Genomic DNA, 13,478 nt, shown 5'->3' with positions numbered 1-13,478 from the left:
TCGTAGAAGAAGCCGTCTTCTTCATCCCAAAGTTCGTCTTGGTATTCACCAATCCGATCCATAGCTCCAGCAATCCACATGGTATGCTCAAAAAACTTGATCGCAAAGTCTTCGTAGAGTGGATCGTGGAGTGCCAGCTCAATCGCAATCTGAAACATCCGCTGACTGAAAAACACCATCCAGGCAGTGCCGTCTGCTTGGTCGAGATAGCCACCTGTGGGTAACGGTGAACTGCGATCGAATACTCCTATGTTGTCCAGTCCCAAAAATCCACCTTGAAACAAATTGTTGCCGCCTTCATCTTTGCGGTTGACCCACCAAGTAAAGTTGATCAGCAATTTGGAAAAGGCGTATTTGAGGAATTCGATATCTCCCACGCCGTTGTTCCGTTCGCGATCGCGGGTGTAAATTTCCCAGGTGGCAAAGGCATGCACCGGCGGATTCACATCGCCAAAGTTCCATTCATAGGCAGGAATTTGACCGTTGGGGTGCAAGTAATCTTCTTGCAGCATCAGCATCAGTTGATTTTTGGCAAAGTCCGGATCGATTAAACTAATAGGAATCACGTGGAATGCCAAATCCCAGGCAGCGTACCAGGGATATTCCCACTTGTCCGGCATGGAAACAATATCATCGTTGTGCATGTGAAACCAATCGCTGTTCCGCACGTATCTCCTGTTGGCAGCAAGCGTCCAAGGGGTAACGTTGTGCTTTCTCAGCCATTGATTCAAGTCGTAGTAAAAGTATTGTTTCGTCCACATCATCCCAGCCAGTGCTTGCCGCATAACGTTGGTGCGATCGCTATCCGCCAAAACCGATGGTGGAATCACAGTTTCATAAAACTCATCCGCTTCCTTTTGACGAGTCACAAACGTTTGCTCGAAGTCGCTGCCAAATGGCTCACTGACCTGAGTAGGAGCATTTTTTGAGAGGCGCAATCGAATGATCTGCGTCTGGTTTGCCCCAACATTAATTTCGTAATGGGATGAAACTTTTGTGCCAACATTGCTGGGATTAACGGCCTCCTGCTGCCCATGCACAATGTAATTGTTGATGCCGTCTTTCGCATAGTGGTTGGCATTGGGCGTGCCAAACAGCCGCTGATTGTTCGTTTCATTCTCCGTAAACAGCAGCGGAGCCACACCATCGCAGTAGAAGTAGTAATCGCTGATGTATTGATTCAGCAGGGTGTCTGTAATGTGGGCATGCACCACACTGTTACTTGTTTCCTCATGCTTAGTTAATACAGGCTTGGTTCCACCGTTTTCCCAAGACCAAGTGTTACGGAACCACAAGGTCGGTAGCACATGAATGGTAGCCGCTTCAGATCCCCGGTTAGCAATGCTGATTTTAATCAAAATATCTTCGGCATCAGCTTTGGCGTATTCCACAAAGACGTCAAAGTAGCGATCGTCGTCAAAGATGCCCGTATCTAAAAGTTCGTATTCCAGTTCATAACGACTGCGACTGCGATTGGTGCTAACCAAATCATTGTAAGGAAACTCTGCCTGGGGATATTTGTAGAGGTACTTCATGTACGAATGGGTGGGCGTGCTATCGATGTAGAAGTAGTACTCTTTTACATCTTCGCCGTGGTTGCCTTCGCCATTAGTCAACCCAAATAACCGCTCTTTGAGGATGGGGTCTTTGCCATTCCATAGCGCCAGTGCAAAGCAGAGCAAGTTATGGTTGTCGGTGATACCACCCAATCCATCTTCGCCCCAGCGATACGCCCGCGATCGCGCGTGATCGTGCGGGAAATAATTCCAGGCATTCCCATCAGAACTGTAATCTTCGCGCACAGTGCCCCACTGGCGTTCACTCAGATACGGCCCCCATTTGTACCAATCGACTTTGCCAGTACGGTTTTCTTCAAGCCGCTGCTTTTCTGCGGTCATACATGTCTCCTGATCGCCTAAATATTTGATTTTCAGATTCTATCTGGTCTATATTGCATCAGATTCTCGATAGAACGATCGCTTTCTTTTCTAAATCGGCTGTTCATACCAAGTTGCGTTCAGATATAGCAATTCGTGCCCTCTCCCTCTCCCCTCTCCCAATTTGGGAGAGGGGTGCCGATAGGCGGGGTGAGGGAAGAACTATTTTTGAATGCAACTTAGTATCAGCTTGTGGCTCTGGGCGCGATCGCATTCACGCGAATCTCTCGATTGGTATACTCCAACGCTAGAGTTTTGGTTAAATTTCCCATTCCTTCTTTGCTGATGGAGTAGCTGAGATACATCGGGCAAGGAATAATTTCGTGAACGCTAGAAACATTGATAATTACACCGGAACGCTGTTGTGCCAATAGGTGCTTGATGGTTTCTCGCGGATATCGATCTCCTATGCACTACCTGAATGTAAACAGGTTTTTATTATCAGCATTTCATCAATTTTTGCCTTGTTCAATGGCAGATAAGCCAGTTAAGCAGAATTTTTGACTCAGTTAATAAAAACAAGACAGTTAAGCGGAGGCATTAGTTACTACCATTACAGACAACAAACAGGCAAAGCGCGAAAAACTTCAGTTGTGGGTTTCAAGCCCACATTTTTTAGTGTGGGTCACTGTTCCTTGTTCCTCGTTCCCTTTTGAATATTGGTAATGACAAGCCCCCTCTTCGTTGTGGCACATTTCAATGTGGCACAGCGCATATAATTATTGTCAGTAATTTCTGTTATTATATGTATATAATATAACTATAATTTTTTAGTTGCAGGGCTACTGTGAACAAATGTTGCTCCCAGCTTCTTTACAGAGGTAGTTTGACTCTTGCTTTACTTGCAGTTATTGTCCCTGTACCTGTAGTAGCAGATACAGCAACTAATTTTGGCAAAATCACTCTTTCACCAGACTTTGAAGCAACTCAAGGAACAGTAGCAGGATATACTGGCGGTTCTTATTCCCTATCAGCTATTAGTAATCGCGATCGCAACAAAAATGCCTGCATTGGCTTTGCCGATCCTACTCCAGATCACATCCTAATTTTGAAAAAAAACTTTCCCCATTTAAAAATACAAGTTAACAGTAAAGGCTACGACACAACTTTACTCATCCAAGGCCCAGACAAATCAACCATTCGTTGTGGTGATGACACTGGTGACAGTAAAGACGCCAGCATCGAAGACAAAGACTGGAAAGCAGGAACCTACAAGATTTGGGTAGCAACCTTCAATTCTGGAGTCAAGCGAGATTATACGCTTTCAGTACAAGATAGATAGTGGTTAGTGGATAGTGGATAGTGGTTAATTGCAACTATCTACTAACTACTAACTACTAACCACTAACAATTTTATAGATACCACCTTAAACGTTAAGATAGAGTGTAGCTTGTTTGGCACAACGAGGGTAAATTAAGCGTGCTATCTACACTCACTGCTGATTTTCGCATTATATTTGAGCGTGACCCAGCTGCCCGTAACTGGTTGGAAGTATTGTTTTGCTACCCCGGTTTGCAAGCTCTGCTGTTTCATCGGCTAGCTCATTGGCTGCATCATGTTGGCATTCCCTTTATCCCTCGCTTGATTTCCCATATTGCCAGGTTTCTCACCGGAATTGAAATTCACCCTGGTGCTGCGATTGGTAGGGGTGTATTTATTGACCACGGTATGGGAGTAGTGATTGGCGAAACAGCGATCGTGGGAGACTATGCCCTGATTTATCAAGGTGTCACCCTTGGTGGTACTGGTAAAGAAAGTGGTAAACGACATCCAACTTTGGGTGAAAATGTCGTTGTCGGCGCAGGAGCAAAAGTGCTGGGCAATATCCAAATCGGTAATAATGTCCGCATCGGCGCTGGTTCAGTGGTTTTAAGGGATGTACCTTCTAATTGCACTGTGGTAGGCATACCCGGTCGCATCATCTATCGTTCTGGAGTGCGGGTTGCACCACTAGAACACAACAATTTACCAGATTCCGAAGCAGAAGTAATCCGCGCTTTGGTTGACCGTATTGAACTGCTAGAACAACAGGTACAAACCTTACAGCAAAAAGATTCTGATACAAAAACTCTTGTTCTAGTAAATAAATTGGTTGCCAAAGACGAAGGCGACACGCCAGAAGATGCACCCTGTTGCAATATCAGAGATAAGGCTATTCAACAGTTTCTCGATGGTGCTGGAATTTAGTCAATGGTCAACAGTCAATAGTCAAAAGTTAATGGACTATGGACTCTTGACTCTTGACTCTTGACTAATATTTAAGGATTAATTGTTTGGCTAGACCAACCTTCTTGGTCATCGTAGCAATAAAGCCAGCGGTTTTGTGGTTCACCACGTAATTCTAAGTGGTCTACCTGTATTGGATCGAGCAGCAGTAAACAAAAATTTGGTAGTGGTTGTATGGGATCTGGCTGTGGTGGCGCAAAAGCCGTTTGCTCCTCAACTCTTGGTTTACCAGGATAAGGCCAAGCAAACTGTAAACGCGCTGCATCGCTAAGTTCTTGCCAGGTGTTGTTGCGGGCTTGTTGGAGGACTGGGTGAGAATTATCGCTGTTTACTAGAGTTAAGCAGCCACTAATGCGGAATTGTTCGCGCGTGTTGGGGAAGTACCAACAAACTTCTGCCCAAGGTTGTTGTTGGATTTGGTCGGCTTTTTCGCTGCGAGTATCGGTGATAAATTTTAGCTGGTTGGTATCTTCTAAGAAGCCGCGAAACACCACAGTACGATTAGCAGGGCGACCATTTGCCCGTACTGTTGCCAATTGCAGGTAACGAGCATAAATAAGGCTGCGGTTGCGATGGAGAGCACGAGCGATCGCACTTCGCCAAGGAGCAACAGACATAAATTTAAAGTCCCAGAAACTCCCGGATATACTGATTCACTAATTCGGGGCGTTCCTGCTGCACCCAATGGCTACAGTTGGGTATATATCTGATTTGCAAGTTTCTCACGTAGGCTTCTGTGCCATAGGTGAGTTCTTTTCCCAGTGCGGTATCTTTCTCTCCCCAAATCATCAATGTCGGTACTTCTAAAACGCTCCAACTTTGATTGAGCATTTTCTGCTGAAAAATATTGCGGTAATAGTTCAACATTGCTGTCAGCGCACCGCGTTTAGCTGCGGCATCTTTATAAGCATCTATATCTGCTTGAGTGAAAGCACTTTTGTTAACTGCCATACCCTTGAAAGCATTTTCAATTGTTTGATAATCGAACGATTGAATTAGTAATTCCGGTACCCAAGGCAGTTGAAATAAAAACATATAAGAACTTCTGAGCAGTTGCCCAGGAGTGCGTAAACCTTCACTAAATTTAGCTGGGTGAGGAATGTTGAGTATAATTAATTTCTCTACCATTTCTGGATGGGCGTAAGCAAAACACCAGGCGATCGCACCTCCCCAGTCATGTCCAACCAAAATGCACTGTTCATACCCTAATCCCCTAATTAAGCCCTCGATATCCTTAATAAATTCATCCATCACATAAGCCGATTGCTCTTTTGGTTTTTCGCTGTCGTTATATCCACGCAAATCCACAGCGATAACTTTAAAATTTTGAGAAAATTCAGGAATTTGATGCCGCCACGAATACCAAAACTCAGGAAAACCATGCAGCATCAACATCAATGGCCCTTCTCCTTGAGTGACGTAATGCAGTTTTACACCGTTGGTATTGATATATTCATGCTTCCAATTAGCTTCTAGTACTGACATAATTTACATGCCTCCTGCAAAATATGAACTCTAAGTCACTAACAATTTAAAATTTCTCAACCCTTTGGTCAATGGTTAGTTGGAGCAGGAGGAGCATTTATAATTGGTTTGGGTTTTTATCAGTTTTATCAAGCCTTTAGTAGAAAAATTCGTAGAGAACTCAATTTAAATGAATTGAGCAATGCAGAACGCAACTGGGTAATGGGAATTTGCAGATTTGGCGTGGCAGCACGGGGTGTTGTATTCTGCATTATTGGCTGGTTTTTAATTCAAGCTGCAACTCAGTATGATGCTAGTCAAGCTGGAGGTTTAGGTGAGGCATTGCAGACTTTAGCCCAACAACCTTACGGGCCTTGGCTTTTAGGTATTATAGCATTAGGTTTGATTGCCTATGGCATTTATATGGTAGTGCAGGCGGGATATCGTCAGTTTGCAACTAATTAAAAAAATTCTGTCAGAAAACATGACAATTATTGAAACACGGGGTGTTTGGCTTACCACTACTGATAGTCAGGTTCTCCATTCTCAACAAAGCATTGCTGAAGCGATGGACTTCCTGGCCGAAACAAGATTTAATGTTGTCTTTCCCGTTGTCTGGGGTAGAGGGGCGACACTTTATCCCAGTCAAGTAATGCAGCAGACGTTTGGTTTTGCAATTGATCCTTTGTTCGTTGGGCGCGATCCTTTAGGGGAGATTGTTGCTGAAGCACATCGAGTTGGTCTTAAGGTTATCCCTTGGTTTGAATACGGATTCGCCAGTTCCTACAAGAGGAATGGTGGGTTACTGTTAGCGAAAAAACCCCAATGGGCTGCGCGCGATCGCAACGGTAATCTGCTGGAGAAAAACGGGTTTGAGTGGTTGAATTCCCTCGACCCCGAAGTGCAGAACTTCATGCTGAATTTAATACTAGAAGTCGTACAAAATTACGAAATTGCCGGTATCCAAGGTGACGACCGTCTACCTGCATTACCTAGCGAAGGCGGTTATGACCAAGGAACTGTGGAACGCTACCGCCAACAGTTTGGTGAAAATCCTCCCCAAAATCCCAAAAATCCCCAATGGCTACAATGGCGTGCGGATATTCTTACAGAATTTCTTGCTCGTCTTTACCAATCGGTCAAAGCTGTAAATCCCAATTTAATGGTATCAATGGCTCCTAATCTACCAGACTGGGGATACCAAGAATATCTACAAGATTCCCGAAATTGGTTGAAACGAGGTTTAGTAGATATGTTCCATCCACAAATTTACCGCCGTAATTTTCTTAACTACAAAAGTGAACTGAACAAGATATTAAACGAGCAGTTATTCCGTGGGATAGTACCAAAATTAGCACCAGGAATTTTGATGAAAATCGGTTCCTATCGGATCGCTCCAGAAGATTTGTTGCAGGCAATTGAGTACAATCGTGCTTGTGGCATTTCTGGGGAAGTGTTTTTCTTCTACGAAGGTTTGCGAGAAGACAATAACCTTTTAGCAAGGGTATTGCAAACAGGTCTTTATGCTCAAGTGGCTACCTTTCCTTCTCTAGCGGATCTTAACCAGGTGAGTGCAACTCAAACAGCCTCTTCTTCAATTTGGCAACGCTGGCTGGGTTTTTTGAGAAATCTTTATTTAGGGGTAAATCGGCGTGGATGAGCGATCGCAAGTGGAACTAGTAATTGAGACTCTCAAACAAGATTTACCAACACTATTTGAAAAAGATATTTCCTACGATATTTATACCCAAGATATATATTTTCGAGATCCGGTTAATAAATTCAAAGGTAAAACAAATTATCGAATTATTTTTTGGACTTTACGTTTTCACGCCCGCTTATTTTTTACGCAAATTTACTTTGATTTACATGACGTATATCAGTCAGCGGATTTGAAATATCCTATCAAAATGTCGTTTTTCAATACCCGGGCCATTGTCAGTAACACTCACTTGCCAATAACCATTAGCTTCTGTGCAAGCAATTATAATTTTACCTTGCGGCTTATCCATAAATTTGATGGCATTACTCAATAAATTTTGAAAAACTTGTTCAATTCGAGTTTTCTCAAAATAAGCCACAGGTAATTCATTAGCTATTTCTATTTGTATATTTTCAATCGGTTGGAGAAGCTCAATTACTTCTGCAACCACATTGTTTAAATTTACTTGTCTTCTCTCTTCTTTAATACGTCCTATTCGAGAGTATTGTAAAATTGCTTCTATTAAATTATGTAGTTTATTAACTCTAGTAATTAGCAGATTAATTAACTCTTTACCCGCGAGGGCAGGTTTTTCTCCATAATTGATATATTCTGCCTCCCCTATCACACTTGTCAATACCCCACCACCTGAATCCTTACGATTCTTTATGCTGGTTTACTTTGCAGGCTGAATTAAGTTGATCGAGTTTCGGTAGGATAGTATAGCCTAAGCAATAGCTATTGTTAATTCCCAAACGCCAAGCAATACCTGCGGCTTGTGTTTTAGTCTTACGTATCCCTTGAGTCCATGACAACAACCATTGACTTTCTCAGTCACCTCAACCCCAGTCAACGCCGCGCCGTTGAACATTTCTGTGGCCCCTTGCTAGTTGTTGCTGGTGCAGGTTCCGGCAAAACACGAGCGCTAACTTATCGCATCGCTAACCTGATTTTGCAACATCGTGTCGATCCCGAAAATATCCTAGCGGTTACTTTCACTAATAAAGCCGCACGGGAGATGAAAGAACGTATTCAAAAGTTATTTGCCGAACAATTGGCGATCGCAGAATTTGGTGAGCGTTTTGATTTGTTGCCAGAATACGATCAAGTACAGTTAAAGTCACGAGTTTGGCGCACTTACATTAAGGATTTGTGGTGCGGTACTTTCCATAGTTTATTTGCTCGCATTCTCCGCTTTGATATCGAAAAATTCCAAGACGAAAAAGGACGCCGTTGGAATCGTAATTTTTCTATCTTTGACGACTCAGACGCTCAAAGTCTTGTTAAAGAAATCGTCACGAAACAGCTAAATCTAGACAACAAAAAATTTGAACCGCGTTCTGTGCGCTACGCCATCAGTAACGCGAAAAATAAAGGCTTATCACCGAAAGATTATGAAAGAGAACAACCAAACTATCGTGGACGGGTAATTGCAGAAGTTTACAGTTACTATCAAGATAGACTGGCAGAAAATAACGCCCTCGATTTTGATGATTTAATTCTTCTCCCTGTAAAATTATTTCAGCAAAATGAGCAGGTATTGGGTTATTGGCATCGGAAGTTCCGCCATATATTAGTAGATGAATATCAAGACACTAACCGGACTCAATACGATCTAATTAGTCTGTTAGTGACGCATGGTGAAACGAAAAAAAGTAATTGGGACTGGCGCGATCGCTCAGTTTTTGTTGTCGGTGATGCCGATCAGTCAATATATTCGTTTAGAATGGCTGACTTCACCATCTTGCTTGACTTTCAGCAAGACTTCGGCGACGGTTTACCGGATGAAGATACCCGGACAATGGTGAAGTTAGAAGAGAATTATCGCTCTTGTGAAAATATCCTGCAAGCCGCAAACCAATTGATTGAAAATAATACCCAAAGAATTGATAAAATTCTCAAAGCCACAAGGGGTGCAGGCGAACAGATTTATTTTTATAAAGCAGATGATGAAACTGTGGAAGCTGATTTTGTCATCAATCAAATTCGCAGTTTAGAAAGGCAAAATCCCGAGTTGAATTGGGGAAGTTTTGCCATACTTTATCGTACTAATGCCCAATCTCGCCCATTTGAAGATATTTTAGTGCGCTTGGGAATTCCCTACACAGTAGTGGGAGGCTTAAAGTTTTACGATCGCAAAGAAATTAAAGATGTACTCGCTTACTTAAGAGCGATCGCCAACCCAGCAGATACACTCAGTCTCTTGCGAGTCATTAATACTCCCCGGCGCGGTATCGGTAAAGCCACCATCGATAACTTAGTTGGCGCTGCTCAAGAATTGGGCACAACTTTGTGGGAAATACTGAGTGACGAAACATCAGTTAATACATTAGCTGGACGTTCTGCTAAGTCTGTGAATAACTTCGCTGCTATGATTAGCCGCTGGCAAGAACAAGTAGCAACACTTCCAGCGTCCGAAATAGTGCAAGGAGTACTGGACGACTCTGGTTACGTACAAGACTTGCTCAGTCAGGGAACAGATGAAGCCGAGGATCGGTTGCAAAACGTCCAGGAATTGTACAACGCTGTACTGCAATTTCAAGAAGAAAACGAAGAAGTTTCCCTGCAAAACTTTCTTGCCAGTACTGCTCTCAGTTCTGATTTGGATAATCTAAAAGAAGGAGAAACAGCAGTTTCGCTAATGACTCTGCACGCTTCCAAAGGGTTGGAGTTCCCTGTGGTGTTCATGGTGGGGTTAGAACAGGGACTATTTCCCAATTACCGTTCGATGAACGATCCATCTGCCTTGGAAGAAGAACGCCGCTTGTGTTATGTCGGTATTACTCGCGCTCAAGAAAGGTTATTTATATCACATGCTCGCGAACGCCGTCTTTATGGTAATCGGGAACCTGCAATGCGATCGCAGTTTCTCGACGAGTTACCCGAAGAATTATTAGCTACTCACCGTCCGAGTAGGATGGCTTATATGAAAACTGCGGGTGGCAGTATACCGCAGCGAGGAAGCCGTAGCAAGCAAGGCACTGAGGAAAATTGGCAAGTTGGCGATCGCGTTCTTCACAAAACTTTTGGTGAAGGTGAAGTGACGCATATTTTTGGTTCAGGTAGAAAAATCTCTTTGGCGATTAAATTTGATAGTCTGGGTAAAAAAATTATCGACCCTCAAGTTGCCCAATTGCAACGGATGGAGTAATTAGCTGACAGGCTGCTTTGCAGGCTTTGTGTGTGTAGCCATAGACTGAAAGTATGTGGAATAGGACTTACGCAAGAACTCTCCCAAACTCTTTTCCTACCCTAACGGGAAGCCGCTAGCGCGTCTACATGTCCTTTGCGTCCTTTGTGGTTCGTTTTTTCATGATTTTGCGTAAGTCCTGATGGAAGCTAAGTCAGCTTTGCATAAAATCGTAGCTTTTTTAAACGCAGAGGAGCGCAGAGTCTTTCCGCATTTAATTCGTTACGAATTTGTGCAATGTTGTACTCAGTTATATTTCAACTTCTTCAAAGTGTTCAACGATGGGGAAGGGATCGTAAAAATGGTGCAACAGTTTTTTCCACTCTTGATATTCAGGAGAACCTCTAAACCCAACTGTATGAGATTCTAAACTTTGCCATTTCACCAGCAATAAATATTTGCCTTTCACTTCTATACATCTATGAAGTTCATGCGATAAATATCCATCCATAGAAGAAATAATTCTAGAGGCTTGTTTGAAAGTAGCTTCAAATTCATATTCCAGATTAGGTTTGACATGCAGCATCACTGCCTCAAGAATCATTCACTTCTCCTGAGAATCAAGCTGATTTCATCTGAATAACACCTCTATCAAATTGCAGAGAGTAAACTGAAGAGATTTGATTTTGAGGGGCAAATTTATCAATCAAGTTGCCCCCAAATTTATTAGTTTATAAAAACAGCGCAGGTGATACATGGAAAAAGGCTCCTAGCGCTTTGGCTTGACTCTTACTAATACTTCTTTTTCCATTGATCACTTCTGAAGTAATACCCTTAGAGCCAAAAACTTCTACTAAGTCTTTTTGTTTTAGTCCTCGTGCCAGCATCAATTCTTGTAATATTTCATGGGGATGAGCAGCTTCAAGTTGATAATTTTCATCTTCATACTTCTCAATAAGTATTGCTAACAGCTGCAAAACATCAGCTTGCTCATCTGTCAACTTTTCTCCTAAACTTATAAATTTGCTTACTTCATTGATTAAGCGTTCATATTCTTCTTCTGTGTCAATGACCCGTGGCAAAGTTTCAGCAAGCAACTTAGTGTATTCTTCCTTGTTTAATGTGCTAGGCATATAAATAATACCTCTAGGGATAGGTATTGAGTCCTTGCAGGAACACGTTACTTTTGTGTTCCTGCACAGCTAAACAGTTATAATCTGTTAAGCAGTCGATTGAGTATTTGGCTCAAAAGCTTTTAGCTCATTTTTTCCATTTACCTTCATCATATTCTGTATGTGTGAAAACGTGTCTTATAAAAATAGTCTGACTTTTATAGTTAATTTCAGTAATTAATCTGTAATTATTGCCTTTAATATTAAAAACTGTGTAGCCATCTACAAAATCAGCATCGGGACGTACCTCCTTAACATCCATAATATTTTTCCATGTTGCCGATTTAGCAATCCGATACCATACATTAAGAGGAATCTCAGCATCAGCATGAATATCACTGAATTCACGCAATGCTTTACGGCTAATGACATGCATGATTAAAAATCCTCCTTGCCTAGACATTAATCTATGATGTCAATAGCCGTATAACCTCGCTCTCCCATACAGCAACCTCTACTTAACAACTAAATTCATGTTCTCATTTTGAGAACGTATTGTCAAGCTTCTGTGCAGAAATTTTTAGGAACACATTCCCGATAGCCTACTGCTTCATTGCTAATACTGATAAATCTCACATCGAAAATTTGTCTGATTAAGCTGATTTCACCTGAATAACACCTTTATCAAAAATGCGGTTATCAGTACCAATTCCGCTAACCTCTATTCTATCTGTAAACACCTCATACGCTGCAAAACTCAACTTCTCAGCAGAATACTGTGTCCATTGATTTTTTCCTACAGGACGAGTACCTGCACCACCACCACAGATTAAATAAGTTGTGCCATTAATAGAACGGGTGCGTTCATAATGATGTTCGTGCCCATTAATATAAAGTTGAACACCGTATTTTTGAAACAAGGGAGTGAAAGTTTTAATAAAATCTGGATTGCTGCCATAAACACCCGATGCATAAATCGGATGATGACCAAAGACAATTTTCCAATTAGCTTGACTGCGGCTTAATTCTTTTTCTAACCAAATTAGTTGATTATTCCAGTCAGCATTATTATTAGTATCTAAGGCAAAAAATTGTACTTTATCCCGAGTAAAAGTGTAGTAGCGATCCTTCATATTAAAACCCAAATATTTTACTTGAGGATCGCCATTAGCAGTACGAATATCGTGATTTCCTAAAACTGCCTGAAATTTTACACCTTGCTTCAATAAAGGAGCATAGGGACGCTCAAACACTGCGTTTATTTTCTCAATTTCGCCATTGGTATAGATATTATCTCCAGCCAAGATTACCAATTCATAGGGATTTTTGCTGTGATAATTAGTCATTGCCTTAGCTACAGCATACTGGCCTCCTGCACCAGTTCCCGTATCTGCCACGGAAACAAAGCGTAATAATAAATCTTTTTTGGTAGATGGAGTTTTGGCTATAGCTGGTTTTATGGCACTATTATAATTTTTGCCGTTCAGACGACTGATACTAGCTATAAATCCTGCACCTATGGCGCTGAAACTACTTAAAAGTAAAAATTGACGACGTTTTAGCTTCATATCTTATCAAAATCAATATTTAGGTCAGTTTAGCCGAAGCAATGAAGTGATACATTAAGGCTGGGAAAGCAGCAGTAGGAATTTATGTCCTTTGTTTTTGATTAGCTGCTCTCGGTGAAAGTTTCATGTCCCAAGACAATCAGAATTCACAACCACCCTCTTCCCCAGAACCACAGGGAACTCAACCTCGCCAAAGAAGATACCAAAAAGTCCAACCGTTTTGGAAGACTAAAACTGTCCAAATTCTCAAAGGCGCGATCGCGGTTTTAGAATCAACGGTTGAGAAACTGGAGACAGAACCCCCTCCTGGTAATGTAGAGACGCGCCATGGCGCGTCT

At 42.1% G+C, this 13,478-nt stretch carries 12 protein-coding genes and 4 pseudogenes; 7 read left to right on the top strand and 9 right to left on the bottom strand.

What is annotated here, in order from left to right:
• Window positions 1–1,898: glucosidase (locus HXY43_RS00650; protein ID WP_290878736.1), on the bottom strand; the 1,898-nt coding region annotated here is incomplete at its 3' end.
• Between the two features lie 230 nt (window positions 1,899–2,128).
• A pseudogene (locus HXY43_RS00645) lies at window positions 2,129–2,329 on the bottom strand (SDR family NAD(P)-dependent oxidoreductase); the annotation flags it as partial.
• A gap of 395 nt (window positions 2,330–2,724) precedes the next feature.
• Between HXY43_RS00645 and HXY43_RS00640 the strand changes: the two are divergent.
• Window positions 2,725–3,219: a hypothetical protein gene (locus tag HXY43_RS00640; protein ID WP_290878734.1), complete on the top strand. Its 495-nt coding sequence runs from the start codon at window positions 2,725–2,727 to the stop codon at window positions 3,217–3,219.
• 138 nt (window positions 3,220–3,357) lie between these two features.
• Window positions 3,358–4,125, top strand: a complete 768-nt coding sequence (gene cysE / locus HXY43_RS00635; protein WP_026735424.1) for a serine O-acetyltransferase — start codon at window positions 3,358–3,360, stop codon at window positions 4,123–4,125.
• A gap of 71 nt (window positions 4,126–4,196) precedes the next feature.
• Here the strand turns inward: cysE and HXY43_RS00630 are convergent, their stop codons facing one another.
• Both HXY43_RS00630 and HXY43_RS00625 read right to left on the bottom strand, forming a co-directional pair.
• Window positions 4,197–4,781 carry an Npun_F5749 family FMN-dependent PPOX-type flavoprotein gene (locus tag HXY43_RS00630; protein ID WP_290878731.1) on the bottom strand — a complete coding sequence of 195 codons (585 nt, stop codon included), beginning with the start codon at window positions 4,779–4,781 and terminating at the stop codon, window positions 4,197–4,199.
• A 4-nt stretch (window positions 4,782–4,785) separates the two neighbouring features.
• Window positions 4,786–5,649, bottom strand: a complete 864-nt coding sequence (locus tag HXY43_RS00625) for an alpha/beta hydrolase (RefSeq protein WP_290878729.1) — start codon at window positions 5,647–5,649, stop codon at window positions 4,786–4,788.
• 51 nt (window positions 5,650–5,700) lie between these two features.
• On the opposite strand from HXY43_RS00625, the pseudogene HXY43_RS00620 reads away from it, so the two are divergent.
• From HXY43_RS00620 to HXY43_RS00610, 3 genes and pseudogenes are all read left to right on the top strand, one after another.
• A pseudogene (locus tag HXY43_RS00620) lies at window positions 5,701–6,093 on the top strand (DUF1206 domain-containing protein); the annotation flags it as partial.
• A gap of 19 nt (window positions 6,094–6,112) precedes the next feature.
• On the top strand, window positions 6,113–7,288 hold the full coding sequence (locus HXY43_RS00615; RefSeq protein WP_290878727.1) for a family 10 glycosylhydrolase: 1,176 nt from the start codon (window positions 6,113–6,115) through the stop codon (window positions 7,286–7,288).
• Window positions 7,281–7,517: pseudogene (locus HXY43_RS00610) on the top strand (DUF2358 domain-containing protein); the annotation flags it as partial. The gene HXY43_RS00615 and the pseudogene HXY43_RS00610, both read left to right, overlap by 8 nt.
• Here the strand turns inward: HXY43_RS00610 and HXY43_RS00605 are convergent.
• Window positions 7,512–7,640 carry a hypothetical protein gene (locus HXY43_RS00605; RefSeq protein WP_290878738.1) on the bottom strand — a complete coding sequence of 43 codons (129 nt, stop codon included), beginning with the start codon at window positions 7,638–7,640 and terminating at the stop codon, window positions 7,512–7,514. The pseudogene HXY43_RS00610 and the gene HXY43_RS00605 overlap by 6 nt on opposite strands.
• A 498-nt stretch (window positions 7,641–8,138) precedes the next feature.
• Here HXY43_RS00605 and pcrA point away from each other — a divergent pair, with 498 nt between their 5' ends.
• A complete protein-coding gene (pcrA, locus tag HXY43_RS00600) occupies window positions 8,139–10,481 on the top strand; it encodes a DNA helicase PcrA (protein ID WP_290878725.1) in 2,343 nt (780 codons plus the stop codon).
• Between the two features lie 289 nt (window positions 10,482–10,770).
• On the opposite strand, the gene HXY43_RS00595 is transcribed toward pcrA, so the two are convergent.
• The 4 genes from HXY43_RS00595 to HXY43_RS00580 all read right to left on the bottom strand — a co-directional run bounded on the left by HXY43_RS00595 (window position 10,771) and on the right by HXY43_RS00580 (window position 13,140).
• Entirely contained in the window at window positions 10,771–11,064 is a 294-nt protein-coding gene (locus HXY43_RS00595; RefSeq protein WP_290878723.1) for an antibiotic biosynthesis monooxygenase, read from the bottom strand.
• Between the two features lie 127 nt (window positions 11,065–11,191).
• Entirely contained in the window at window positions 11,192–11,593 is a 402-nt protein-coding gene (locus HXY43_RS00590; RefSeq protein WP_290878721.1) for a transcriptional regulator, read from the bottom strand.
• 127 nt (window positions 11,594–11,720) lie between these two features.
• On the bottom strand, window positions 11,721–12,008 hold the full coding sequence (locus HXY43_RS00585; RefSeq protein WP_290878719.1) for a type II toxin-antitoxin system HigB family toxin: 288 nt from the start codon (window positions 12,006–12,008) through the stop codon (window positions 11,721–11,723).
• Between the two features lie 217 nt (window positions 12,009–12,225).
• The gene (locus HXY43_RS00580; RefSeq protein ID WP_290878717.1) at window positions 12,226–13,140 is read right to left on the bottom strand and encodes a metallophosphoesterase; all 915 of its coding nucleotides are present in this window, start codon (window positions 13,138–13,140) and stop codon (window positions 12,226–12,228) included.
• Window positions 13,141–13,265: 125 nt separating this feature from the next.
• Between HXY43_RS00580 and HXY43_RS00575 the strand changes: the two are divergent.
• Window positions 13,266–13,478: pseudogene (locus HXY43_RS00575) on the top strand (hypothetical protein); the annotation flags it as partial.

This window comes from Fischerella sp. (assembly GCF_013388695.1).
In the GTDB taxonomy this organism is placed as follows: Bacteria; Cyanobacteriota; Cyanobacteriia; order Cyanobacteriales; family Nostocaceae; genus PCC9605.
Note: the sequence above shows the minus strand (reverse complement) of the source record. Positions and strands in the feature narration are given on the sequence as shown.

Coding starts and splice junctions, on each gene's coding strand:
- HXY43_RS00630 (WP_290878731.1), bottom strand. CDS start 4,781: ATGTCTGTTGCTCCTTGGCGAAGTGCGATCGCTCGTGCTCTCCATCGC.
- HXY43_RS00615 (WP_290878727.1), top strand. CDS start 6,113: ATGACAATTATTGAAACACGGGGTGTTTGGCTTACCACTACTGATAGT.
- HXY43_RS00580 (WP_290878717.1), bottom strand. CDS start 13,140: ATGAAGCTAAAACGTCGTCAATTTTTACTTTTAAGTAGTTTCAGCGCC.
- HXY43_RS00625 (WP_290878729.1), bottom strand. CDS start 5,649: ATGTCAGTACTAGAAGCTAATTGGAAGCATGAATATATCAATACCAAC.
- pcrA (WP_290878725.1), top strand. CDS start 8,139: ATGACAACAACCATTGACTTTCTCAGTCACCTCAACCCCAGTCAACGC.
- HXY43_RS00605 (WP_290878738.1), bottom strand. CDS start 7,640: ATGGATAAGCCGCAAGGTAAAATTATAATTGCTTGCACAGAAGCTAAT.
- HXY43_RS00585 (WP_290878719.1), bottom strand. CDS start 12,008: ATGCATGTCATTAGCCGTAAAGCATTGCGTGAATTCAGTGATATTCAT.
- HXY43_RS00590 (WP_290878721.1), bottom strand. CDS start 11,593: ATGCCTAGCACATTAAACAAGGAAGAATACACTAAGTTGCTTGCTGAA.
- HXY43_RS00595 (WP_290878723.1), bottom strand. CDS start 11,064: ATGATTCTTGAGGCAGTGATGCTGCATGTCAAACCTAATCTGGAATAT.